The organism is Falsiroseomonas ponticola (assembly GCF_016805305.1).
Classification (GTDB): domain Bacteria; phylum Pseudomonadota; class Alphaproteobacteria; order Acetobacterales; family Acetobacteraceae; genus Falsiroseomonas; species Falsiroseomonas ponticola.
On record NZ_JAERQN010000001.1, the window covers coordinates 1502284 to 1525007 of the forward strand.

27 protein-coding genes are annotated in these 22724 nt (G+C 70.0%); 6 read left to right on the plus strand and 21 right to left on the minus strand.

What is annotated here, in order from left to right:
- Positions 1 to 62: 62 nt before the first annotated feature.
- The 21 genes from JJI54_RS07220 to JJI54_RS07320 all read right to left on the minus strand — a co-directional run bounded on the left by JJI54_RS07220 (position 63) and on the right by JJI54_RS07320 (position 18007).
- Positions 63 to 2012, minus strand: a complete 1950-nt coding sequence (locus tag JJI54_RS07220; RefSeq protein ID WP_226381407.1) for a phage terminase large subunit family protein — start codon at positions 2010 to 2012, stop codon at positions 63 to 65.
- On the minus strand, positions 1987 to 2505 hold the full coding sequence (locus tag JJI54_RS07225) for a MerR family transcriptional regulator (RefSeq protein ID WP_203072178.1): 519 nt from the start codon (positions 2503 to 2505) through the stop codon (positions 1987 to 1989). Before JJI54_RS07225 ends, JJI54_RS07220 begins: the two co-directional genes overlap by 26 nt.
- A 96-nt stretch (positions 2506 to 2601) precedes the next feature.
- Positions 2602 to 3588, minus strand: coding sequence for a DUF3489 domain-containing protein (locus JJI54_RS07230; protein ID WP_203072180.1), 987 nt, complete (start codon positions 3586 to 3588; stop codon positions 2602 to 2604).
- A gap of 97 nt (positions 3589 to 3685) precedes the next feature.
- Positions 3686 to 3922, minus strand: a complete 237-nt coding sequence (locus JJI54_RS07235; RefSeq protein WP_226381408.1) for a hypothetical protein — start codon at positions 3920 to 3922, stop codon at positions 3686 to 3688.
- Between the two features lie 95 nt (positions 3923 to 4017).
- Positions 4018 to 5286: a site-specific DNA-methyltransferase gene (locus JJI54_RS07240; protein WP_318987454.1), complete on the minus strand. Its 1269-nt coding sequence runs from the start codon at positions 5284 to 5286 to the stop codon at positions 4018 to 4020.
- Positions 5276 to 6739 carry a site-specific DNA-methyltransferase gene (locus tag JJI54_RS07245; RefSeq protein ID WP_203072185.1) on the minus strand — a complete coding sequence of 488 codons (1464 nt, stop codon included), beginning with the start codon at positions 6737 to 6739 and terminating at the stop codon, positions 5276 to 5278. The genes JJI54_RS07240 and JJI54_RS07245 overlap by 11 nt, the downstream gene beginning before the upstream one ends.
- A gap of 214 nt (positions 6740 to 6953) precedes the next feature.
- On the minus strand, positions 6954 to 7574 hold the full coding sequence (locus JJI54_RS07250) for a hypothetical protein (protein WP_203072187.1): 621 nt from the start codon (positions 7572 to 7574) through the stop codon (positions 6954 to 6956).
- A 78-nt stretch (positions 7575 to 7652) separates the two neighbouring features.
- The gene (locus JJI54_RS07255) at positions 7653 to 8204 is read right to left on the minus strand and encodes a hypothetical protein (protein ID WP_203072189.1); all 552 of its coding nucleotides are present in this window, start codon (positions 8202 to 8204) and stop codon (positions 7653 to 7655) included.
- Entirely contained in the window at positions 8194 to 8346 is a 153-nt protein-coding gene (locus tag JJI54_RS07260; protein WP_226381409.1) for a hypothetical protein, read from the minus strand. The genes JJI54_RS07255 and JJI54_RS07260 overlap by 11 nt, the downstream gene beginning before the upstream one ends.
- Positions 8347 to 8644: 298 nt before the next feature.
- Entirely contained in the window at positions 8645 to 10966 is a 2322-nt protein-coding gene (locus JJI54_RS07265; RefSeq protein ID WP_203072192.1) for a PriCT-2 domain-containing protein, read from the minus strand.
- A complete protein-coding gene (locus JJI54_RS07270) occupies positions 10963 to 11184 on the minus strand; it encodes a DUF6511 domain-containing protein (RefSeq protein WP_203072194.1) in 222 nt (73 codons plus the stop codon). Before JJI54_RS07270 ends, JJI54_RS07265 begins: the two co-directional genes overlap by 4 nt.
- Before the next feature lie 125 nt (positions 11185 to 11309).
- Positions 11310 to 12974 (minus strand): DEAD/DEAH box helicase family protein, encoded by a 1665-nt coding sequence (locus JJI54_RS07275; RefSeq protein ID WP_456305578.1) that lies wholly within the window; start codon positions 12972 to 12974, stop codon positions 11310 to 11312.
- On the minus strand, positions 12890 to 13480 hold the full coding sequence (locus JJI54_RS07280; protein WP_203072197.1) for an endonuclease VII domain-containing protein: 591 nt from the start codon (positions 13478 to 13480) through the stop codon (positions 12890 to 12892). The genes JJI54_RS07275 and JJI54_RS07280 overlap by 85 nt, the downstream gene beginning before the upstream one ends.
- Positions 13477 to 14412: a PD-(D/E)XK nuclease family protein gene (locus JJI54_RS07285; protein WP_456305579.1), complete on the minus strand. Its 936-nt coding sequence runs from the start codon at positions 14410 to 14412 to the stop codon at positions 13477 to 13479. The genes JJI54_RS07280 and JJI54_RS07285 overlap by 4 nt, the downstream gene beginning before the upstream one ends.
- A complete protein-coding gene (locus JJI54_RS07290) occupies positions 14409 to 14948 on the minus strand; it encodes a DUF669 domain-containing protein (RefSeq protein ID WP_203072199.1) in 540 nt (179 codons plus the stop codon). Before JJI54_RS07290 ends, JJI54_RS07285 begins: the two co-directional genes overlap by 4 nt.
- Before the next feature lie 3 nt (positions 14949 to 14951).
- The gene (locus tag JJI54_RS07295) at positions 14952 to 15728 is read right to left on the minus strand and encodes an ATP-binding protein (protein WP_203072201.1); all 777 of its coding nucleotides are present in this window, start codon (positions 15726 to 15728) and stop codon (positions 14952 to 14954) included.
- A complete protein-coding gene (locus tag JJI54_RS07300; protein WP_203072202.1) occupies positions 15728 to 15916 on the minus strand; it encodes a hypothetical protein in 189 nt (62 codons plus the stop codon). Before JJI54_RS07300 ends, JJI54_RS07295 begins: the two co-directional genes overlap by 1 nt.
- Positions 15916 to 16392: a hypothetical protein gene (locus JJI54_RS07305; protein WP_203072204.1), complete on the minus strand. Its 477-nt coding sequence runs from the start codon at positions 16390 to 16392 to the stop codon at positions 15916 to 15918. Before JJI54_RS07305 ends, JJI54_RS07300 begins: the two co-directional genes overlap by 1 nt.
- Positions 16393 to 16552: 160 nt before the next feature.
- The gene (locus JJI54_RS07310) at positions 16553 to 16975 is read right to left on the minus strand and encodes a hypothetical protein (RefSeq protein WP_203072205.1); all 423 of its coding nucleotides are present in this window, start codon (positions 16973 to 16975) and stop codon (positions 16553 to 16555) included.
- Positions 16975 to 17382 carry a hypothetical protein gene (locus JJI54_RS07315; RefSeq protein ID WP_203072207.1) on the minus strand — a complete coding sequence of 136 codons (408 nt, stop codon included), beginning with the start codon at positions 17380 to 17382 and terminating at the stop codon, positions 16975 to 16977. The genes JJI54_RS07310 and JJI54_RS07315 overlap by 1 nt, the downstream gene beginning before the upstream one ends.
- Positions 17375 to 18007: a sigma factor gene (locus JJI54_RS07320; RefSeq protein ID WP_203072208.1), complete on the minus strand. Its 633-nt coding sequence runs from the start codon at positions 18005 to 18007 to the stop codon at positions 17375 to 17377. The genes JJI54_RS07315 and JJI54_RS07320 overlap by 8 nt, the downstream gene beginning before the upstream one ends.
- A 289-nt stretch (positions 18008 to 18296) precedes the next feature.
- Between JJI54_RS07320 and JJI54_RS07325 the strand changes: the two genes are divergently transcribed.
- The 6 genes from JJI54_RS07325 (at position 18297) to JJI54_RS31920 (ending at position 22677) form a co-directional block, all read left to right on the plus strand.
- A complete protein-coding gene (locus tag JJI54_RS07325) occupies positions 18297 to 19028 on the plus strand; it encodes an ImmA/IrrE family metallo-endopeptidase (protein ID WP_203072210.1) in 732 nt (243 codons plus the stop codon).
- Positions 19025 to 19306: a helix-turn-helix domain-containing protein gene (locus JJI54_RS07330; RefSeq protein WP_203072212.1), complete on the plus strand. Its 282-nt coding sequence runs from the start codon at positions 19025 to 19027 to the stop codon at positions 19304 to 19306. Before JJI54_RS07325 ends, JJI54_RS07330 begins: the two co-directional genes overlap by 4 nt.
- Before the next feature lie 2 nt (positions 19307 to 19308).
- Positions 19309 to 20079, plus strand: a complete 771-nt coding sequence (locus JJI54_RS07335) for a hypothetical protein (RefSeq protein WP_203072213.1) — start codon at positions 19309 to 19311, stop codon at positions 20077 to 20079.
- Between the two features lie 239 nt (positions 20080 to 20318).
- Positions 20319 to 20834: a DUF2924 domain-containing protein gene (locus tag JJI54_RS07340; RefSeq protein WP_203072215.1), complete on the plus strand. Its 516-nt coding sequence runs from the start codon at positions 20319 to 20321 to the stop codon at positions 20832 to 20834.
- Positions 20831 to 22183 carry a recombinase family protein gene (locus JJI54_RS07345; RefSeq protein ID WP_203072217.1) on the plus strand — a complete coding sequence of 451 codons (1353 nt, stop codon included), beginning with the start codon at positions 20831 to 20833 and terminating at the stop codon, positions 22181 to 22183. Before JJI54_RS07340 ends, JJI54_RS07345 begins: the two co-directional genes overlap by 4 nt.
- The gene (locus tag JJI54_RS31920) at positions 22180 to 22677 is read left to right on the plus strand and encodes a hypothetical protein (protein WP_226381410.1); all 498 of its coding nucleotides are present in this window, start codon (positions 22180 to 22182) and stop codon (positions 22675 to 22677) included. The genes JJI54_RS07345 and JJI54_RS31920 overlap by 4 nt, the downstream gene beginning before the upstream one ends.
- The last annotated feature ends 47 nt before the right edge of the window (positions 22678 to 22724 follow it).

Below are 22724 nucleotides of genomic sequence, written 5' to 3' on the forward strand. Positions count from 1 at the left end.
CGCCAGGTCCTCGCGCTCCCGCGCGTGCAGGTCGCCATTCGTCATGTCAGCATCCTCGTGGTTCAGCGCAGCCAGCCGCCGCGGGGCGAGAGCCAGGCCCGTGGGCGCAGCGCGGCAGGTGAAGCCGCCGGCGACGTCTGCTCCACCTGCTTCTCCGCGGCGGGAAGCTGGTGCCGCAGCACCGGCGCATCGGCGGCCTCGTCGCGCAGCCGCTGCCAGAAGCGCTCGCCGTAGCGGTCCGCGCCGAGCAACCAGAGCGCGGCACGCGCCAGCACCGCGCAGTCCAGCGCCTCGTTCCTCTCGCGCAGCTTGGCCCATTCCTGCCGCGCGAAGCCGCGACGGTCCTTCGTCGTGCGCAGCTGCTCCGCGACCAGCTGCTTGACCCATCCCGGCTCGATGGCCCGCGGCAGGTGCACCCAGCCCGGCGGGAAGTCGGCGGCGTCACCGCGGCCGAGCCAGAGCCGGCGGTACAGATCGGCCTTCCACGCGGACGCCGACACGGTCCACAGCTTGAGGCCGTGCCGCAGCTTGCGGCCATCCACCAGGGCATCCACCCAGGTCGGCCCCTGCACCGGCTGCGCCCGGTTCCAGCCATCGACGCCCTTGGTGGGGGCGATGCGCGGGTCGCGCAGCCGGCGCAGCTGGCCATAGACCGCGGCGGTGTCGCGGCCGCCGGTGTCGATGCAGGCCTTGGCGATGCGCACCGCGCCACCGCCCGCCCGCGGCCAGTCCCGCGCCAGCAGCCGCGCGAGGTCGTCCCAGGGCTCGGGGCCACGCGGGCTGCCAGGGATCACCACGTGATCCACCAGCCAGGACGAGTATCCCTCCGCCCAGGCCCAGACATCGCATTCGAGGCGATCATCCTGCACGTCGACACCGGCGGTCAGCACCAGCGCGCCGGCGGGCACCACGCCGAGCGGGAAGTCCTCCCGCCGCTCGACCAGGCGCTCCCAATCCGGCGCCTCGCCCTGCTCCTGCCAGGTTTCGCCGAGCACCGTGTTCTTGAAGGTCTTCAGGTCCTCCGCCTTGCCCTGCGCCGCCTCCCAATCCCGCGCGATCTGCTCCCAGGACAGCCAGCCCACCGGCGAGTAGAGTGCCGAGATGTGGAAGCCGACCGTGTGCGGGTCCTCGGCCGTGGCGGTGGCCCGCCAATCGCCAGCGGCCAGCATCGCCGTCTTGTGATGCTCCTCGATCGCCGCGTCGCAGGCCTCGCAGTGGTAGCAGGCCGAGCGCGGGTCGCCCTTCTCCCAGATCAGCCGCTCGAAGCGCAGCCACTGCATCGCCCCGCAATGCGGGCAGGGCACGAAGAACCGCCGCTGATCCGAGGCGGCGTATTCCCGCTCGATCCGGCTGCGGCCGGCGATGGTGGGCGTCGAGACCAGGAAGGCCTTGCGCCGCCAGCCAAAGGTGCGGGCGCGGGCCTCGGCCAGCGCGATCGGATCACCCTCGCCCTCGACATCGCCGGGATAGGCGTCCACCTCGTCGAGGAACAGGAACCGCGCCGGCATGGAGCGCAGCCCCACCGCGCTGTTCGCCCCGGTGAGCACCAGGATACCGCCGGGGAACTCCTTCGACAGCATGGTATTGCCGCTGTCGCGCGAGCGCGCTGGCGCCACCCGCTCGCGCAGCGCCGGCGTCTCCTCCAGCAGCGGGTCGATGCGCTGCCGCGAGAAGCGCTTCGCCAGTTCGACGGTCGGCTGCACCGCCAGCACCGGCGCCGGCACGTGGTGCAGGATGTAGCCCAGCCAGTTGTTCCCCGCCTCCGTGCCCCCGGTCTGCGCCCCCTTCATGAAGACCACGCGCCGTGCCGGATGCGGCGCCGACAGCGCGTCCATGATGCCGCGCAGATACGGCGCGCGGGACGTCCGCCAGGGCCCCGGCTCCGACGAGCCGCGGCTGCTCAGCATCCGATGCCGCTCGGCCCATTCGGAGACGCTGAGCTGCGGCGGCGGCCGCAGCATGCGCCCGGCGCGGCGGTGCACATGCTCACGCGCCGGCGGCGCCGCGTCCATCGATGCCGCCCGCGGGATCGAAGCGATCGGCGGCCTCCGTCAGCAGTTCCGCGACATGCTGCTGCAGGATGGTCTGCAGCAGGTGCGGATCGACGCCGAGCTCGGCGGCGATGACGCCGGCGACGCGGGCCGGCCAGTTCAGCAGCGCATCGCGCATGGCGCCGGCGATCTCGTCGATGGCGGCATTGGCGGTGGCGACGTCCAGCAGCTTGCCCTTGCTCTCGTCGAGGGCGAGGCGCTGCGCCTCCACCTTGAGGGCGAGCTGCGCCACCTTCAGCCGGGCAAAGGGCGTGCCCTCGCCGCCGGCGCCGCCGGCGAGCGGCGAGCGCTGCGGATCGGCCGTCTCCGCCAGGCGGCGCCGTGTCTTGTCGACGTCCCACTGGCCGTCCGGCTCACGGGCGATGCGGCCGGCCCGCTCGGCCTTGTGCAGGGCGGTGTCGCTGACGCCGATGCGCCGCGCCGCCTCGCGGGTGGAGGGCGTGAGCTCGGGCATGATGATCCTCCCGCCGCCGGCGCTGGCCGGAACGCGTGAGGCCCGCCACCTTGCGGTAGCGGGCCTCCGTGATGGTGTCGTCGCTGCGCGGCGCGATCAGGCCGGCAGGTGGTAGATGCTGTAGCTGCCCTTCGCGCCGTCTTTGTTCGGGCCGACCATGCGGACCCGTTCCAGCACCTGCACCTCGATGCCCTGGCGCTTCTTGAGGCCGGCGAAGAACCCGCGGACCGTGTGCGCGGCCCAGCCGGTGGCCTCGGCGATCTGCGCCACCGTCGCCCCCTCGGGCCGGCGCAACATGGCGAGCACCTGCTCCTGCTTCGTGCCCTCGCGCGGCTTGCGCGGCGCGGCGGGATCACGCTGGGCGCGTGCCGGCTTGCTGGCCAGGGCGGCGCGCAGCCCCTCGATGGCGCGGCTGATCGGGTTGTTGGTGGCGTCCTGCGCCGGGCTGGCGTCCCAGGCGGTCAGTACCGCCTGCGCGGCCGTCACCACCTTCCGCGGGGCCCGCTCCGCCAGGGCCTGCTCCAGCAGGGCGGCGTCTTCTGCCGGCTGCTGCCATTCCTCGGCGGGGCCGTAGATGAAGGCCTCGTCCACGCCGAGCTTCTCGTGCCGGGGGCGGTCGTCGTCCTCCGCCTCGGGTTCGGCCTCGTACGGCGCCAGGGGCGTGGCCTGGGCGGGCTCGGGCGCAGGGGCGTCCCCACCCTCCGGCGCGGCGGCCTCCGCGCCCGTGGGCGCCGTGGGCGCGTCCTGCGCGGCTGCCAGGCGCTCGGCGTTGCGGCGAGCGATGGCGGCGGGGCTCTGCTCATCCTCCTCCGGCGCGGGGCCCGCGTTCGGGTCGATGCCGATAGCGCGCAGCCCCTCGTCGGTGATCTTGAGCAGCACGCTGTCGCCGTCCACAGTCCAGAGGGTGGCAGGCGTCCGATCGTAGTCGCTGCCGCGGAAGGCAATCACCAGGTCAGCGCGCAGCAGGGCCCGGGCCACCTTCTGGCGGGCGCCTGCGGGGAGCCGATCGGGCGGCAGGGCCAGATGGTCAGGATGCTGCGCGGCGGCGGTGAGGATCGCGTGCTGGGTGTCGGAAAGCGTCATCGTCGGGGTCTCCGGTGCTGCACCCGACCATCCGGGTGCTACCACCCCGAGCCCCGCCGGCGCAGGCCGGGCGGGGCAGTGTGCGAGGGGAGCCGCGTCAGGCGGCGAATTCGCCCCGGCGGAAGTGCTGGTCGGCGATCTCCCTGAGCTTCGCGGTGGCGTCGTGCAGCCAGGCCGTCTCGCCCCAGAGCACCGCCTCGGGGTCCGCGCCGAAGTGATCGGCGCTGGCCTGCTGCAGCTCGGCGAGCAGGGCGTCGAACTCCGCCTTCTTCGCCAGGAAGGCGTCGAGGCTCCGCTGCTGGTTGCGGGCGGCGCGGGCTTCGCGGTCGGTCATCGTCGTCTCCGTCTGCTGCGCGGTGCTCCGCGCGTGACGGACCATTCGCGCTGCGGCGGGGGCTGAGCCAAGCAAGATGCAGCGCAATCTTCGTGCTATGATTCTTCGGTCTGCATCACATCATGATCGGCGATGCCGCGCGCAGCGCCGATGTCCGCGAAGGTGCGATCCTCGCCGTCGAGCACCGCCGCCTCGCCCGTCGCCTCCTGCCAGCGGCGGACGATGACGTCGGCATAGGCCGGGTCGATCTCCAGCAGTACGGCACGCCGGCCGGTGCGCTCCGCCGCGAGCATCGTTGTGCCGGAGCCGCCGAAGGGATCCAGCACCGTGTCGCGCGGCTTGCTGCTGTTACGGATCGCCCGCTCGACCAGCGCGACCGGCTTCATCGTCGGGTGCAGGTCGTTCCGCGCCGGCTTGTCGAAGTGCCAGACATTCCCCTGGTCGCGCGCGCCGCACCAGTAGTGCTGCGCACCCGCCTTCCAGCCGTAGAGCATCGCCTCGAACTGCTGGTGGTAGTCGGCGCGGCCGAGCGCAAAGGTGTTCTTGGCCCAGATGATGGTGCTGGACCACTTCCCCCCCGCCTCCTGCCAGGCACGATGCAGCGTCGGCCATTCCGACGAGGACATGCAGACGTAGCAGGCGCCCTTCGTCACCGAGAGCAGGTTCGCCAGCGCCGGGCGCAGGAAGTCGAGGAAGCCCTGGCCCAGCGCGTCGTTGGCGATGGTCATGCGGGCCGCCGTGCCGCCGGTGTAACTGACATTGTAGGGTGGATCGCACCACGTCATGTCGGCAAGCGAACGAGTGCCCAGCGCGCGCTGCACGTCCGCCAGTTTCGTGGCGTCACCGCACAGCAGCCGGTGCTCGCCGCAGATCCACAGATCCCCGGCGCGGCTGACCGGCTCGGCCGGCGGGGCGGGTGCGTCATCGGCATCGTCCGCGAGCCCGGCATCGGCGGCGGCCAGCAGCCGGTCGAGCTCCATGCCCGAGAAGCCCAGCACGTCGAGATCGACGGCGGCCTCGTCGCGGATGCGGGCGATCTCCGCGGCGAGCAACGCCTCGTCCCAGCCGGAGTTCAGCGCGATCTGGTTGTCGGCCAGACGCAGCGCGCGCGCCTGGGCTTCCGTCAGGTGCGCCAGCCGGATCGCCGGCACCGACGCCATGCCGAGACGCTGCGCCGCCATGACGCGGCCGTGGCCGGCGACCAGCACGCCGGCGGCGTCCACCAGCACCGGGTTCACGAAGCCGAACTCGGCGATCGAGGCCGCGATCTGCGCCACCTGCGCCGCGGAATGCGTGCGCGCGTTCTCGGCATAGGGGACCAGCGCGGCGACCGGCAGGGAGACGACAGCGAGGTCAGGCTGCACGGGCCACCTCCGCGCGCGCCGTGGCCACGGCGTCATGGTCGCGGCCGTCCTCGGCCAGCGTCACCGGCAGGTCGGGATGCAGCATGCGCCAGCGGGCGATCGCCAGGTCGACATAGGCCGGGGCGAGCTCGACGGCGCGGACGCGCCGACCGGTCCGCTGGCCCGCCAGGATGGTCGTGCCGGAGCCGGCGAAAGGCTCGAACACCACCTCGCCCTCATCCGTGTAGGCGCGCATCAGGAACTCCGGCAGCGCCACCGGGAACACCGCGGGGTGCTCGGTCTCGATGCCGCGCCCCTTGTGGCGGGTGATGCGCAGCACGCTGTCCGGGATGCGCATCTCCTGCACGGGCAGGCCGATATGCGTGTACGCCTTCACCTCGCCGTCGGCGGCGCGCAGCCCGCTGCCCTTGTTCGGCGTGCCGGCCCATTTGCACGGCACGATCTTGTTGGCCTGCCGCGCCGTCCGGTTCAGATGGAACACCAGCTCGAAGGCCGGTGCGAGGCGGCCGTTCCAGTCCCCCGGCAAGCCGGGCCCCTGATCCCAGGCATACAGCCCGAAGCGCCGCCAGCCCTGGCCGCGCATCCAGTCCAGCCAGCCCTGCCAGTAGGGCTGCCATTCCCCGTCGCGGTGGATCAGACCGAGGTTCACCAGCACCTGGCCGTCCTCGGCCATCGCTGCCGCCGCGGCGCCGAACACGCCCTGCATCAGCGCATCCCAGTTTGAGACACCGCCGGTGGTGTAGTCGCGCTGGTTCCCATAGGGCGGGCTGGTGAACAGCAGCGCGGCGCGGTCCTCGCCCATCACGCGCGCCACGGTGGCGGCGTCGGTGCTGTCGCCGCAGAGCAGACGATGCTCGCCCAGCAGCCAGAGGTCCCCAGGGCGGGTGACGGCCTGGCGCGGTGGTTCCGGCTCGGCATCGGCAGGATCGTCCGCCGGCGCCCCCTCCGTCGCCGCCGCGCCATCCCCGCCCCCCTGGACCACGGGCGCCGACAGGGCCTCGGGCGCGTCGCCGTTGGACACGGCCTCTCCAGCCGCCGCGAGGATCTCGGCGATTTCCGCAGCCCCGAAGCCGGTGAGCTCGAGTTCGATGGCCTGTTCCAGGTCGAGCGCCCGCAGCGCATCCCGCAGCAGCGCCTGGTCCCAGGTCGCGTTCTCGGCGATGCGGTTGTCGGCGAGCCGCAGCGCCTCCTTCTGCGCCGCGGAGAGGTGGTGCAGCACGATGGTCGGCACCTTTTCGATGCCGAGCGCAACGGCCGCCTCGAGCCGGCCGTGGCCGGCGATCAGCACACCCGCCTCGTCCACCAGCAGCGGGTTGGTGAAGCCGAAGGCCAGCATGCTGGCCTTGATCTGCTCGATCTGCGCCGCGCCGTGCACCCGGGCGTTGCCGGCATGCGCGCGCAGATCGGCGACCGGCCGCAGCAGGATCTTCGCTGCCATCCAGGGGAGCGTCATCGGGGCATCCAGATCGTGAGGGGTGCAAACCATGCGAGGCGGGGCCGCCAAGCTGGCCCGGCCACAGTTTGCGGCTAACGGCTTGAGACGGCGCGGAAAGGTTGCAAACTACAAACCATAATTCCGGCCTGGCGCTAGCGAAGTGGCGCGCTTCCGCCCCCCGCATACAATATCCGTGGGAAGGACCCAAGCGAGCGATCTAATGAGTGCCTAGTCAGCGTAGTAGCGTTGGTAGATTTTCTTCTTGAGCGCGTCGAGTATTTCTTTTCACTGGCCCTGCGGTCTTTGCTTTCCTGGGCTTCTTTTCGGCGGGGGTTGGCTCTGCCGCAACATCCAGCCGCACGTCCGCAGGGTAGGTATGGTCTACTCCCTGCGGATTCCGCGCCGCCAGGGGGTCAATTGTAACAGCGGCGCCGGGCGCCTCCGTCTCCGCTGACAGCAGGGCGGCAGCCTCAGCGAGTGCCCGCGGCGCAGCCGGGGCGGGCACGGGCGCCTTCACCACGTGTTCAGTGGGGAGGCGCCCCTGCGCGTCGCGGGCCCGCTCCACGGCCTCCACCGCGGCTTCAAGGGCGGCGTGCACGAGCTTGGCGTGCCGCAGTGCAGCCGGATCGTCTGCATCGACATCGCCCACCTGCTCGGCTGCCGCGCTGGCGACCGTTACCAGCTGCTCGTGCATCGCCGTCAGGCGCTCGGCCACCTCGTCCGGCTCGACGGGACTGGCCTCGCTGAGCCAGCCTGCCACGATCACCTCGACCTCGCGCGCCATCCGGCTGGGCTGCACGCCCCGCCCCGCCAAGTCGGCCAGTCGCACCAGGGCGGTGTCGAGCGGACTCATCCGCTGCCTGCGTCCGGCCATCACTGCCCCCATGCCCGTTTGGAGCAGATGGTAGCGTGTTCCTTTTTCGTTCTCAACCTATGCTGCCCTGTGCCGCACCACCAGGCCGAAGTGCGCCGCCAGCACCGCCAGTGTCGCCACCAGCATCCCCTGCGCCTGCGGCGGGGCGACGGGGCGGCCGCCCCACCCCTGTCGCTGCGCCCACTCCCGCACCGACATCTCCAGGCCGAGCACATGCCAGGCGCAGGAGCCAGGCGCGCTGCCGTGGCCACCCAGCGCGTCCAGCGCCGCCGCCACCCGCTCGCGCGCCGAGGCCTGCCGCTCGGTGAGGGGATCGCCGCTGGCGCCGGGCACACGCAGCAGGGGCATGGCACGCAGCCCGTCCAGGGCAGCGGCGCGGAACACTCGGCGGAAGGCAGCGCCGGCGTCGTGCATTTCCTGCGTGATCGTGCCGTTGCCTAGCATCATCCCGAGTGTGTCCACCGCGCGGCGATGCTGCACCGGCGTACCGGTCTCGGGATCGGCCTCGCGGACGGGCGCCGAGAAATCTCCATGCTGCAGCCGCCACTGGCTGGGGGTGGCCAGGCTCTCCTGCTGGGCGCGCCCCTTGCTTTTGCGCTTACCGCCCATGGCTATGCCCTCCGTTGCGCGGCCCCCAGCGCCGCGTGGCTTCGTTCAGGACCGCCTGGCGCAGCCAGGGGTCGGTGATGTCCTCGATGGCCAGCGAGGCCACGCCCTGATCGCGCCAGACGCGGCGGCGCAGGGCTTCCATCTCGGGGCTGGTGGCCGGGCTGCGCGTGCCACGGTCGAGGCACGAGCGCGGCGGCCGAGGGGAGCCGGGGAGCGTCATGAGAGGACCGTCGCCTGGCGCGCGTGCGCGCGGGCGTCCCCTGGGGGAAGGAGAAGATTCAATAATAATGATAATTCAATGGGTCTCTCTCCCTGCCCGAGGGCGCGCGTGCGTGTCCATACGCGTGCGCGCGGGAAAAATTGAACTATTGAAGATCCACCCCGAGCCGGCCTCCCGCCTGGGGTTCCGGCCCGGAGATCCCTCATGCCGACGAGATTGTTCATTGCGAACCCTCCGTGAAGAGCGGCGGCCGGGTCGGCGCGGCCGCGGTGTAGAAGGTGGTCGGCTTCGTCGTGCCGGGCTCCTGCTCGGCAACAACCAGCCCCGCTTCGACCAGCGAAGCGAGGATCTCCTCCCGCTCGCGGCGCGTCAGGAACTGAGAGCGCCGCGTGACATCGCTGCGCGACTGGCGCCCGCCGTCGCGGATGATCTCCAGCAACCGCTTGTGCTTGGCCTCTGTGTCGTTGTCGGAGACCCGGCGCTCGGCCTCGCGGAGCATTGTGGCAACGCAGTGCTCGACCAGGAGGGAAGCCCAGGCGACGTCTCCCGCCTCCGTGACCGGCCGCGCCGGATCGCGGCTAACCGCGGCTATCATCGCCAGCTTCGCGGTGTTCTCGGCGTACCGGCCGAACAGCGCCGTGGCGTAGGTCCCGCGGTGCGAGCGGAGCAGGTCGGTGGCTTCGCGGCGCACGCGCGCCATCGCGGCCTCGGCGTCCGGGCTGACCGGCACGGTGTAGGCGTGGATCGGCGCCGAGGCCTCCATGGCATCGGCGATGTTCCCACCATGGCTGTGCCCGGGCACGCCGCGGGCGATCGCCTGCAGCGCCGACACCAGCGCCGGCGGCGGGTCCATCGGTGCCGGCGTCTCGTTGCGCTCTGGGTAGTCGTCGTCCGTCAGGAAGACCAGGAAGCGCGCGATGGAGCCGTCCGCCAGCGCGCCGCCTTCCAGCGCCGACCAGAACGGGCCCGGCACGGTGACGCCCCAGATGCAGGCGCAGGGCTGCTCGATGGTGACGCGTGGCCGTGCCTTCTGGTCGGCGTATTCGGCACCGATGTAGGGCTCAGCCGCCGATGTGTAGAGCTTGGTCAGCTCGGACCAGATGGCCGCCTTGTGTGCGGGCGCGCGCTGGCTCAGGACCAGCTTAAGGAACTGGCCGAATTCATCTACCTGGAACAGGCGGGCGGGATGCCGCTGCAGGGAGGTGAGTAGCCCGGCCGACGACGCCAGATCCTCGCCGCCGAGATAGCGATCGAGGCCAGCGGCATAGAGCGCGCGCTTTACGCAGCGACGGGCGTGGTCCTTGCCGCCGCCACTGTCGGCGATGCCGATGGCATAGACGTTGCTGCGCAGATCAGTGGGTGTGCGGTAGCGCCGGCCTGCGAGCGCGCCGACCAGGCAGATGGCGGCGCCAAGGGCGAGGAGAGGCTGCGGGCTGACGGCGCTGGCCGTGGCGTAGGCGACGAACTGGCCGAGCACGCCGTCTACCTGCAGGAGTTCCGGCGGCACACGGTAGGGCTTCGGCTCGGGCGCCCGCGGCATCGGCGTGGCCTCTGCCTTGGCGAGCAGCGCCGCCGCCGGGTGCGGCTGTGCCATCTGCGCGGCGATGGTGCCGTTCAGGGTGAGTGCGGGATCCGGCACCCAGCCGCGCTGCTCGGCCAGCCAGTAGATCGTCCCGGCGCCGACGCTGTGCGGCCGCAGCGAGGCCCAGCGGCGCTCCGGGGTGTCGGACCGCCCCGACTGGCCGGACTTCGGGGACTGGCGGGACCAGTCGAGCCAGAGCTCCCGGCCTTCCTCGCCGAGGGCGGCCTTGATCGCCGCGCCGACGGTGATCCATTCATTGCCGGGTAGGTCGTCATTCGGCAGCCAGGCCAGCGCGGCGGCGATGGCCTCACGCGTGCCCTTCGGGTCGCTGGGGCCGTGCCATTCGCTGCTGGGCGCCTCGGCCAGGATCGAGTTGATCCGCAGATCGTCCGGGATGAGCCTCCAGGCGGCGTCGAGAAAGGCGTGGCAGGCTGCCTCCTCCACTACGGGGAGCCTGTCCAGGGGCACGTCCAGCAGGTTGGCCTCCGGCCAGGCATAGGGCTGGCCGGTGTCGGGGTGCACGGCATAGGCGACGAACTGCTGCCCGCGGGCCAGCACCTCCAGCGGATGGCGCTTGCGCCCGGCAAAGGGGGTGGCCGCCCGATAGACCAGCATGCGCTTCGGGGCGCGGCCGACCCGCCAGCAGGGGGTGTCGCCGAGCATCTGCGTCGCCAGGTCGCCGAGCTGGATGGCCAGGGCGGGATCAAGGATGTCGATATCGATGCCGACGACCGCACCGGCGGCGATGCCGATCCCGCAGCCGGGCCAGCGCTGCCAGATGTCCACCTCGAAGGGCTTCGTGATGCGGTCGCAATGCCGGGCCCAGTCGGGATAGGGCGTCCACTGGCCGCCATGGTGGCGGCCCGGCACCTTGCTGCCCGGCATGATGGGGATGACGGGATAGCCGTTGTCCACCAGCCGGGCGCCGTACAATGCCATGAAGTTGGGAGCGGCAGTCATCCCGGCACCGCCTGCACCTTGGCCACGGCGCTGTTGATAGCGATCTGCTGCTCGATGAGGCTGTCGACGTAGGCGCCACAGACCGCCTCGATGAAGCCACGCCAGTCCTGCTCGGACCAGGTGGCCATGTCGGTGCGGCCGACGGCATCTATGTACTGGCCGGCGATGTCGCCGGCCGTGAGCATGGCGGCGACCTCCTGGTCGTTGGGATCAACCATGCGGCGTTCCCTCCAGAGGTTGAGGCAGAAGGGGGAGCAGGAGGGCACGGTCCAATGCACCCGCAGCGAGCGGGCCGGGTGCCACCAGAGCCAGTGCCAGGCGGGGCGTGGGCAGGTGCGGCATGTCACGCGAACCTCACGGCAGTGATTTCCGTGTACTGACCGACGGGCCGCACCTGGATGGCGCTGGGCTGGCGCAGCACGTCGCGCTGCTGCAGCGCCTCATCCACGGTGAAGGGCGGCGGCAGCTGCGGGGCGCGGCGCCGCCACCAGCTGACCGCCTTCTCGCGCGGAAAGCCGGTGTGCTCGAAGCAGACCCATTCGCTGTGCCGCGCCAGGCCGCACTCGTAGGTGACACGCAGCGAGGGCGGCTTGCCCGGCTTCTCATGCAGGGCGTAGGTGACGCCGGTGACGTCGCACCAGCTGGCCTGGATCTGTGTTGAGAGCAGGGCGTTGGACGCGGCCTGCGCCGCCACCTTCACCACGGGCGGCGGGAATTCATAATCGCACTCGATGCAGTGACGCGCGCTGGCGTGGTTGATGGTCTGGCATTCGGGACAGACCTTGATGGGCGCCTCGCCATCGCCGGCGGGTTCCTTCTTGCGGCCGTCCACCATGTCGATCGGCCCGTGCCGGGCGGTGTTGCCGGCGAAGTCGAGGACGAGGCAGTCGTCCTTGCCCTCGGCGAGGCGGGTGCCGCGGCCGACCATCTGCACGTAGAGGCCGACACTCTTGGTTGGGCGCAGCAGGGCGATGAGGTCAGTGCCCGGCGCGTCGAAGCCGGTGGTGAGCACGTTCGCGTTGGTGACGCAGCGCAGCCGCCCCGCCTTGAAGGCGGCAAGGATGCCGTCGCGCTCCGGCGCTGGCGTGTCGCCGGTGACGGTCTCACACGACACGCCGTGCTCGCGGATGGCGTCGCGGACATGCCGGGCATGGGCGACGCCGGAGCAGAACACCAGCCAGGAGCCGCGGCCCTCGCCGTGCTGCACGATTTCCGTCACCGCCGCCTGCGTGACCTCGTGGCGGTCCACTGCCGCCTCGAGGTCCTTGGCGATGAACTCGCCACCGCGGCTGCCGACGCCGCCGACGTCGAGCTGCGTCTCCGTCCGCTTCGGGATGACGGGCGAGAGATAGCCCTGCTGGATCATGTCCAGCACCGGCACCTCGTAGGCGATGTCGGTGAACAGCCGGTCCTTGCCCTCGTGCAGCAGGCCGCTGTCCAGCCGGTAGGGGGTGGCGGTGAAGCCCACCACCTTCAGCAGCCCGGCGTTGATCTCGTTCAGCTGCTTCAGGAAGGCGCGGTACATGCCGCTGTCGCCGCGCCCGAGCAGATGCGCCTCGTCGATCAGCACCAGGTCGCAGCGCTGCACCTGGTAGGCGTGGCGGTGGATGGACTGGATGCCGGCAAAGAGGATCTGCGCGTGGATGTCGCGACGCGACAGGCCGGCGGAGTAGATGCCGGCCGGTGCCTCGGGCCAGGCACGCACCAGCGCCATGAAATTTTGTTGGATCAACTCCCGTTGATGCGTGACCGTCAGGATGCGCGTGTCTGGCCACATGGTGATGGCGCGCTGCGTGAGTGCCGCGAGCACGACCGACTTTCCTGTGCCTGTCGGCAGCACCACCAGTGGGTTTCCGGTCGCGCGCTCGAAGTACGTGAACACCGCGTCAACCGCCGTCGATTGATAGGGGCGCAAATGTATCCTCATTGCGTCGCGCCCCCGAGATACGCGATGGCGAGACGCAACCGCTCCGACGAATGCCGCAGGAGGCCGATCCCCTGATTGCATGGCCCGCAGAGCAACCCACGCACGAGGCCGGTGTCATGGCAGTGGTCGATGTGCAGCTTGAAGTGGTCGGGTTCGTGGCGACCGCAGATGCGGCAGGAGCTCTGCTGGTCGAACACCATGGCGAGATAGGCCTCGCGATCGAGCCCATATTCAGCACGGATGCGAGTGAACTTGCTCTTGATCTTTCCGCGTTGGAGCGCGAGGCGGTTGCACTCGACACAGTTGTTCGACGCGACATACCGCTCGTAGTGACCGTGCCGGCACGGACGCGTGGCGTTGTAGGTCGTCCGGCCGTTGGATTGGGCTTGCAAAGCCAAAGTCATGTTGTCGGCGCTGCGCCGACCAGACTTGTGCCACCCGCCACGGGCGATACGCACGCACTCGACGCAATTCCGGCCCCTGGTGTATCGCAGGCCTGCGTGGCCGTGCTTGCAAGGCGATCCACGAAAATGACGTGCGCCGACGGCAACCGCGGCAGCATGGGTCGCTGGCAATTCGGTCGTCATGCCAACACCCCGTCGCGCCAGGTGCTGCCATCGGGCAGCCGGTAGCTGACCCAGTCCTCGCCGGCGTCGAGCTGCAGGCCCGGAACGAGGTCGGGGATATAGAGGTGCAGCGCGCAGCCAGCCTCCTGCTCGGCGCGCGCGGGGTGGTGGCCGTGCCGGGCGCAGTGCCAGGCGCCGTCCGCGACCGGGGTGGCGTGCAGGCAGGACCGGCAGTGCCGCTCCGCCGCCGCGCCGGCGTGGCAGACGGCGTGATGATCGCAGAGGCGGCATTCCCACCAGGCCGGATCCATGCTGATCCGCGCCGGGGGACGGGCTGCCTGGATGATGCGCGCCGCCTTCGCCAGGATTGCCGCGCCGGCCGCGGCGTCGTGATGGACGCGCTCCTGGTAGAGCGCGTCCGTGTCCTTGCAGACCGCCAGGTAGAAGGCGCGCTCGAGGCCGGCGAGCTGCATGTAGGCCTGCATCTGTGCCCAATGCAGCGGCTTGGAGGCGGCGACGCCCTCGGCCTTCAGCTTGGCGAAGGACTTCGCGCTGTGCGTCTTGAACTCGCAGACGTGCCAGGTCTTTGGGGCCTCGGGCAGGCCGAGCGCCACCGCGTCCATGCTGCCGCCGAAGTGGCCGCTGGCATCGCGCAGCTTCCACTGCCGGCCGGTGGCGGGATCCACCTCGAGCACGGTGACGCCGATGCGGCGGAGATCCGCGACGAAGCGCGCCTCCGCCAGGTTGCCCGTCTCGAACAGCCGCAGCAGCCTGCCTGTGTGCCGCGCCCGCGTCGCCCAGCGGAAGCTGTACCAGATGGCGCGCTCGCAGCCGGTGCCGATCAGCGAGGCGCCGAGATGCTCCCGGTAGCCGTGGTCCGCGGCCGCCTCATAGGCGGCGTAGATCGCGTCCACGGTCGAGTTGGTGGGGATGGGCAGGGCAACCATGCTCACCCCGCCCGCCGCCAGGGCGCCGTCGTCGAGGTGGCCGCCGCGGGGCGCGCCGGGGCCGCGGCCGGCTGCGCGGGGGCAGGGGACGGCCCCGTCGCCGGTCGCGGGGGTGCCGCGCCGCCGGCGGCGACGTAGCCCTTGACCTTGTTCTGCTTGCGCTGCTCCTCGGCCGGCCGGAGCTTGTCGCGGGTGTCGACCTCGACGGCGAGCGTCACCTGCATCGGGCGGAAGTGCAGCTGCTCGCTGTCGGTGACCTGCAGCTGGCCGACGGCGTGGCAGATGGCCGAGAGGGTGCGCTGGGCAATCTCGACCGTCTGCTGGTTCGGGTTCACCAGGTTCAGGTTGTCCCAGATCTTGCGGCCCTGGTGCGGGCCCTCGATGACGTCCATTTCCAGCCAGAGGTACTGGCCGTTGCCGGCGCGGGTGGCGCGCATCTCGCTTTGCACGATCTGCACGGTGTACCGCCCGGGCGGCAGGAGCTCGAAGGGCGCGGCGGGCTCGACGGCGCTGGCGTCGAAGTGCTGGTTCAGCTGGGCCATGGATCAGCTCCGTGCTGCGGGGGTGGCGTTGGCGTTGGCGTAGAACGGGATGTGCGCGGCGAAGTCGGGCCAGGAGAGCGGCAGCGTCTCCGGCAGGCCGAAGCGGTTCTTGGCCAGGAAGGCTGGGCGCTCGGCGGTGTGCAGCAGGCGATCGCCGCCGCTGATGCCGCGCACCACCTTCTTGTTGAAGCCGACGTCCGACTTCAGGGTGGTGACGCGGTAGTTGGCGAAGAGCACCGCATCGACGTGCTCCTGCACCAGCGCCGAGGCTCGCGCGTGCAGCTTCGGCTGGTAGCGGTCGTAGGGCTCGGTTTCGGGGCTATCGAAGCGCCGGATCTCGGTATGGGCGATCATGATGATGCCCATGCTGCGCTCGTCGCGCAGGGCGTTGAGGCCGTCGAGGACGCTGCGCCAGGTATCCAGCGCGGCCAGATAGCCCTTGCCGTAGCCGAAGGCCTCGATGTTCGGCTGGTTGTGCTGCAGCGCGGTGTGCTGCCAGATCAGCGGCTCCAGCCAGTCGAGGCTGTCCACCACGACGGTCTGGAAGTCATGCGGCTCGCTGTAGAGGGAGGCGAGTGCCTCCATCACCGCGTCAAAGCTGCGCAGCACGCCGAAGGTCGGCGCCTCGATCAGCCCGAGGCCGTCCTCGGTCTGGATGACAACGGGGCGCGGCGCGGAGGTGGCGAACAGCGTCTTGCCGACGCCGGCGACGCCGTAGGTAAGCAGCCGTGGCGGTGTGAGGCTGCTGCTGCTGCGCAGGGAGGCGAGGGAGATCGCCATCAGTGCGTCTCCGCCTTCGGCGTGCGCGGCTTCGCCTTGATGACGTTGACGTCGATGCTGCCACCGGCGCGGGCGACGACCTCGGCGAAGCTGTCGAGCGTCGGCTCGAAGGCGGCGACGTCCTTCGACCGTGCGATCGCGTCGCCTTCCAGCGGGATGCTGACCTGAATGCGGAGCTCGTAGCCCATCAGGCGGGATCCTTCTGTTCGAGGGTGTAGGAGGGACGGCCGGTCGCGACGGTGCGCGCCGCCGCGAAGACCTCGCGGATGCGCGGCGGCCAGGCCGTGAAGCGGCTCTCGGGGACGCGGATCTCGGTGGTGACGTAGTCGGCCGGGTCCTCGCCCCAGCCGCGGATCGTGGCGACGGCCCCGGCCAGCCGGCCCTGGTGCCAGTCCACCTTCTTCGGGAGGTCGGCGATCACCGCGAAGCCGTCCGCCTCGAGCCGGACCCGGCCGGTGTCCCTGCCGTCGGCCCGGCGCGCCGCGGTCGCAGCGTCCCCGAAGCGCTGATGCAGGGCATTGTTCAGCAGGTCCGCGAGGCGCTTGGCATCGGCCTTGAGCGCATCGACCTCGTCGAGGAGCAGAGCGAGATGGTCGACGGGCAAGCAGGCGACCTGTGCGGCGGTCATCGCTCGCAGCTGCGCCAGAGTGGTTCGGTTCGTCATCGGGCTTCCCTGCTGGAGAGTGGGATAGGGTCCGGCGGGCATGGTGGAGGCGCTCATCGGAAGGCGATCAGGCCGAACAGCCAGCACATGACGACGACGCTGCCGGCGTAGAGCGTGCCGCCGAGCAGGATGTGCAGGAGGTCGAGGATGCGGTGCCGCGTCACGCTGCGCTCCGCGTGATGGCGTCCGCCGGCGGCAGCGGGCCATGCTCGATGGCGTGGCGGCGTTCACGGCGCGCATCGTCGGCATCGGCGTCGCACCGCGCGCTGCGGTCGGCGACCTCGAGCCAGACATGCAGGGGCAGGACGACGAAGGGGGTGGCGCGATCGCGCCAGAGGAACAGCGCATCGTTGTCGCCGAGCCAGCGCTGCAGCGTCTTGAAGCCGTTGCCCTCGCCGCGGGCCTTGACCTCCGCCTTGATCGGCTCGGCGCCGCGCACATGAAGGTCGATGTCGGCGCCGTTGCCCTGGTAGTGTGAGGCGCCCGAGAGCGGCACGCGCTCGGCGCGGATGCCACACTTCGTGTGGAGCTCGACCAGCGCACGCTCGCGCCGGATGCCCTTGTCGCGGGAGGCCTTGCCCATCACGCCGCCTCCCGACCCAGAAGGTCGGCCAGCGCGTAGCCCGCCGCACTGCGTGCGCTCAGCGGCCGCGGCCGTACGATCAGCAGATAGGCGCAGCGTCCCTCTGCGACGCGGCGCTGCAGCAGGTGGCCGAGACCGGCCTCTGCCATTGCCCAGACGCGCCGCGCGATGGCTTCGAGGTCCTGGCGGCGCTCCGGCGGCAGCTCCGACGCGACCTTGTCCCGATCGCGGGCAAGCAGGCCAACGTGATAGACGATAGCGTCGCCGGGCGATGCATCGGCGTAGCGATCGCAAAGATCGTTCTCGGTCAGCACGGCATCCAGCAGATCGTCGATGTTCAGAAGCGTTTCGTCCGACAGCAGCTCAGCGGATGTGAAGCGCACCGATGGGTTCTCCCTTTCACGCATGGTTCGGCATCTCCTTCTCTACGGAGACGAAGGGTGATTTTTCCCACCGCTTCGCGTGGGTCTGCCGAGGCGTGCCGGCCGGCGGCCGCATGCCCGACGCCCGGAGCCAGCAGCGCAGGTCGGCGAGGGCGCGATAGAAGGTCGTGGAAGAGCGAGCGTCGGCGTGCTGCGCTGCGGCGACATCGCCCATGGCGACGATCAGGCGCAGCAGCTTCCGCGGCTGCTGCGGCAGTTCTGCAGCGACGCGCTGGAGGTCAAGGGTCACGACAGCATCACTGCGGTCCTGCCGCGTGACGGAGACGCCTTCCGGGAACTGGTCGAGATCGAGCGACAGGCAGGCCAACGCCATGGCCTGGCGGCTTTCGCGTACCCGGTCAGCGACCACCGACCGCGCGACCACGCCCATGAAGGTGCTCCACGCACCGCGCGCTGGGTCGAACTGCGCAAGGCGCTCCAGCAGCGCGACCAGGATGTCCTGCCGGAGATCATCCCGATCCTCACGAGTGAGGCGAAGGCGACGTGCGCCCCGCGCGGCGTGGGCGGTGGCAGTCGCAAGGGCGACCTGGAGCTCGTTAGTCTTCAACCGTGGGGGATTTTGAGATGTATCAGCACGTTGTGCGGTCATTTGAACTCTCCTGCTGCGCCGGGTGATGGCGACGGCAGGAAGGGACCATGCGGATAGGAGGGCGGTCAGCCAGGAAGGGTAGTTATTCCTGGCCAGGAAATGGCGCGGATTTGTGGCGACAAGAATAGTATGTTAGGTCAATGAGTTATGAGGCATTAGAAGGGTCGTAGTTATTGTTGCGATTTTTTATTAACCGCCGCGCTGACAGGGTGATGGACTCAAGCTGGCTAGAGAACATAAAACGAACATCGCGTTACGCAGACGCGAAAGCCTCCGGAGCTCCCCCGCCATGCCGGTTTCCCTCTCGTATCCCCACGACCCCGCAACGAAGGTCCCTCGGCTGCTCCCCGCCGCCGGCGTCTGGTCCGTTGCCGCCAAGCTGCGGCAGGCGGTGGCGCGGCGCGGCGGTCCCTGGGAGCTCGACCCCAAGGACCTCGTCAGTGCCGCCACGCGGCTCGAGGTGAACCACAGCGGGGTAGAGGTTCATTGGGATTTCTCCCATGCAGTCCACGATGAGGACCGCCAGCCCGTGCTCGGCATCTGCGAGACGGATCCGACCGCGCCAGGCATCGCCCTCGTCTCGATCAATACGTCCATGCTTGCCAATCGTCCTGACCTGCTGCTCAGCACCGTGGCACACGAGCTCGGGCATGTGGTTTTCGACGTCCCTTCTGCCGCGGGGCAACCTGCCCGCCGTTATCGATCGGTCAGCGCAGGCGCCCACAGCTTCGATGGCGCCACCGTCCGCGAGGAGCGGCGGGCGAACGAGTTCATGGGCGCGCTGCTGGCCCCGCCGGTTCCCCTGCATCTGCGCCTGGTAGTGCATGCCAGGAGCGAGGGGCTTCGCATGGTGAACGCGCCACACCACGGCCGTGTCGGCTGCCGCGTTCTGGCGCATGATACGCCGCCAGAGGCGATCAGCGGCATCGTCACGGCTTTGGCCGCGGATTTCGGCGTGTCGGACCGGTTCATCGCCGTGCGCCTCCAGCGCTACCGGCTGATTGAGGGAGGTCAGCCGTGAGCTTTGGCAGAGTACTGCGCGAGCGGCGGACCGAGCTCAGCATCGGGCTGACCGATATGGCGGAACGGCTCGGCATCTCGGCCGCCTACTGGTCGCGGATTGAACGGGATCTCGAGAGTCCACCGCGTGACCATCTGATCGAGCGGGCGGCAGCGATCCTCGGCGTGCAGATGGACGACCTCTTCGTCGAGGCGCAGCGCCTACCGCCCGACATGCGGCAGGACATGGGCAACGTGGTGCGGGCCTATCGGCGCCTGCGTGCGATCGGGCGGAGGTAATCATGGCCAGGACGAACCGCCGGAAGCCGTACTACACGCTCCGCGAGATCTTTGAGCGTTGGAGCATGGATGCCGACGATATCTCGGCCTACGTGCTGGAAGGCGAGCTCTGTATGTCGCTGCCGGTCGCGGCGCTGCTGATGGAGGTTAGCGACACGCATCGGGCCGCTGATGGGCAGGTTCGCGTGGAGCCGAAGGCGCGCCAGCACAAGGTCGGCCCGATCGATCTCTCCCGCATCGACGCCTACGCCGTCATCAGGAATGGCACCGGGCAGATTGCACGCTTCTTGAGCGCAACCGGCGAACTGCTGGAGCCGATCGACGACAATGGGGAGCGGCATGCACTGCTGGTGAAGAGCTCCCACCTTGTGGTCCGGCACGATGAGTTCGAGCGCTTCGAAATGGAGCATGATCTCAGCCGTCCCGACGAAGCGGACCTACCAGCTCCTGCGCATCGCCGCACATGGCAGAGCCCTACCTCGCGCGGGGCGCCCACTCGGCATGATTGGGAACAATGTCTGTGCGAACTCGGCGCTATCGCCCACGACGAGGGTCTTCCGGAGACGCAGGCAGAGTTGGTGCGGCGGACCTTGGACTGGTTCTCAACCACTTATGGGCCGGAGAACGTGCCCAGCGAGAGCGCCGTCAAGCAGCGAGTCAGTCGCTTCTGGCATCGGCTCCGCGGCGAAGGGACTCGCGCCCCTGCGCAGCATCCCGCCCGTCGGGCCACGTCGGTGCCGCGGCATGGGAAAAGCAGCCGCGCGATTCCGTAAAGGGGAGGCAGGAACCTTGGACTGTGGAGACGTATGGTCCTGCCCGTCACCAACCCCCACCTGCCACCTCACCTCCGCGAGGTCTGTGACCTGCTCGCCCGCGGCGTCCTGCGGCTGCGCAGCCGCGCTGCCGAGGATCTCGCGCGGGACGCGGAGCAGGCCGGAGGGTCCAGAGAGGTTCGCCTACACTCGACCGCCCGGCAGCGCCGTCATGCGAACCCCGACAGAAAGGGAGTCGCATGACCCGAGAATCCACGACCCAGCGCCGGCAGCGGGAGGCAGCGCCGCCGGCGCCCACCGTCCCGAAGATCCCGCCCGCACAGGTGCTGCCGCGGCTCACCGCGCTGCAGACCGCGACGGCGGCGGAATTGAAGGAGCAGTGGCGCGCCCTGTTCGGCAAGGAGCCGCCGCCCTTCAACCGGCCCTACCTGATCAGCCGGCTGGCCTACCGCATCCAGGAACTCGCCTACGGCGGCCTCAAGCCGGAGACGCGGGCACGGCTCGAGGCACTGGGTGAGCAACTGGACGGCGGAAACGTGGTGCTCCGCCGCATCCGCGCCGACAGCCGGCCACTGCCTGGCACGCGCCTCCTCCGCGAGTACGACGGCGTGCAGCATGTGGTCACGGTCCGCGCCGACGACTTCGAATACGAGGGGCGGCCATACCGGTCGCTCTCAGCGATCGCGCGGCATATCACTGGCACGCGCTGGAACGGCTGGACCTTCTTTGGGTTGAAGGGGAGGCCCGGGGCATGAGCCGCCGCAACCTGACAGACGATGCGATGTCGGCGTCAGTGAAGAAGCTCCGCTGCGCGATCTACACGCGCAAGAGCACCGACGAAGGGCTCGACAAGGAGTTCAACACCCTCGACGCGCAGCGCGACGCCTGCGAGGCGTACATCGCCAGCCAGCGCGCCGAAGGCTGGGTGCTGCTCCGCGACCGCTACGACGACGGCGGCTTCTCCGGCGGCACGTTGGAGCGGCCGGCGCTGCAGCGGCTCCTGCGCGATATCCAGGCCGACCTGGTCGACGTGATCGTGGTCTACAAGATTGATCGCCTCAGCCGCTCGCTGATGGATTTCGCCAAGCTGGTCGAGGTGATGGACGCGCATGGCGTCACCTTTGTGTCCGTGACGCAGAGCTTCAACACGACCACCAGCATGGGACGGCTGACGCTCAACATCCTGCTCAGCTTCGCGCAGTTCGAGCGGGAAGTTATTGGCGAGCGCATCAGGGACAAGTTCGCGGCGTCCCGCGCCCGCGGCATGTGGATGGGGGGCAAGGTGCCGCTCGGCTACGACGTCGTCGCCAGGAAGCTGGTAGTGAACGAGGAGGAGGCCCCGCGCGTCCGCCGCGTGTTCGAGATCTTTGCCGAGACGGGATCGGGCATCGAGACGGTGAACCGCCTCAGGGCCGAGGGCGCCACGAGCAAAGCGGGTCGGCCGCTGGACAAGGGCGACGTCTACAAGCTGCTGAACAACCGCACCTATGTCGGCGAGGCGGCGCACAAGGGGCAGGTCTACCCCGGCGAGCACAAGGGCATCGTCCCGCGGGAGCTGTGGGACCGGGCACACGCAATCCTACACATCAGCCCGCGGGTCCGCGCCAATCAGAACCGGGCCCATACGCCGGCGCTGCTGAAGGGGCTGATCTTCGGGGTGGACGGACGTGCGCTGTCGCCCACCCACGCCCGGAAGAACGGCCGGCTCTATCGCTACTACGTGGCGCAGCGCGTGCTCAAGGGCGACGCCGCTGGCGACGACGGTATCGTCCGCCGGGTATCGGCGGCGGAGATCGAGACCGCGGTCGTGGACCAGGTGAGGGCGCTGCTGCGACAGCCCGAGATCGTGGTCGGCACATGGCGCGCGGCGCGCGTGGAGGCACCCGACCTGACCGAGGGCGAGACCCACGATGCGCTGCATCGGCTCGACCCGCTTTGGGAACATCTATTCCCGGCGGAGCAGGCGCGCATTGTGCGTTCGCTGGTGGAGCGGGTGGTGGTCGGCCCGGCGGGCGCGGACATTCGGCTGCGGCTGGACGGGCTCGGCAGCCTCGTCCGCGATCTGACCGCGATTCGGCCCGATGCGCTGAGGGCCGCGGCATGACTGCCGCCACCAGCATCACGGTCAGGGTGCCGCTGGAGATTCGCCACCGGCGGGGGCGGAAGACCGTCGTGACGCCGATCGCAGATGGCGCGGCGCCGGTCACCACGAGGACTGATCCGGCGCTGGTGAAGGCTTTGGCCAGGGCGTTCCGCTATCAGCGGATGCTGGACGAGGGGCGCTACGCCTCGATCACCGAGATGGCTGGGGCGGAGCGAATCGAGCGGGGGTACCTGGGCTCCCTGCTGCGCCTGACCCTCCTGGCCCCTGACATCATTGAGGCGATCCTGGACGGCAGGCAGCCGGTCCCGATGACTTGCACGTCGCTGCTCGGCGACGTGCCGGACGCGTGGACGGTCCAGATTGAGGCATTCATCAGCCAAAACCCTAGCTTGGTCTTGCCATCCTCAAATCACAGGCAGAAACCTCCGCCTCATAACTGCCGGCCCCAACAAAAGAAGTGGTCATCACGCTATCGCCCTGCCAATGGCCACTGAATTCGGGCATCATCGCCAGCATGCCAAGGTTCGTCTCCACCCTTTGC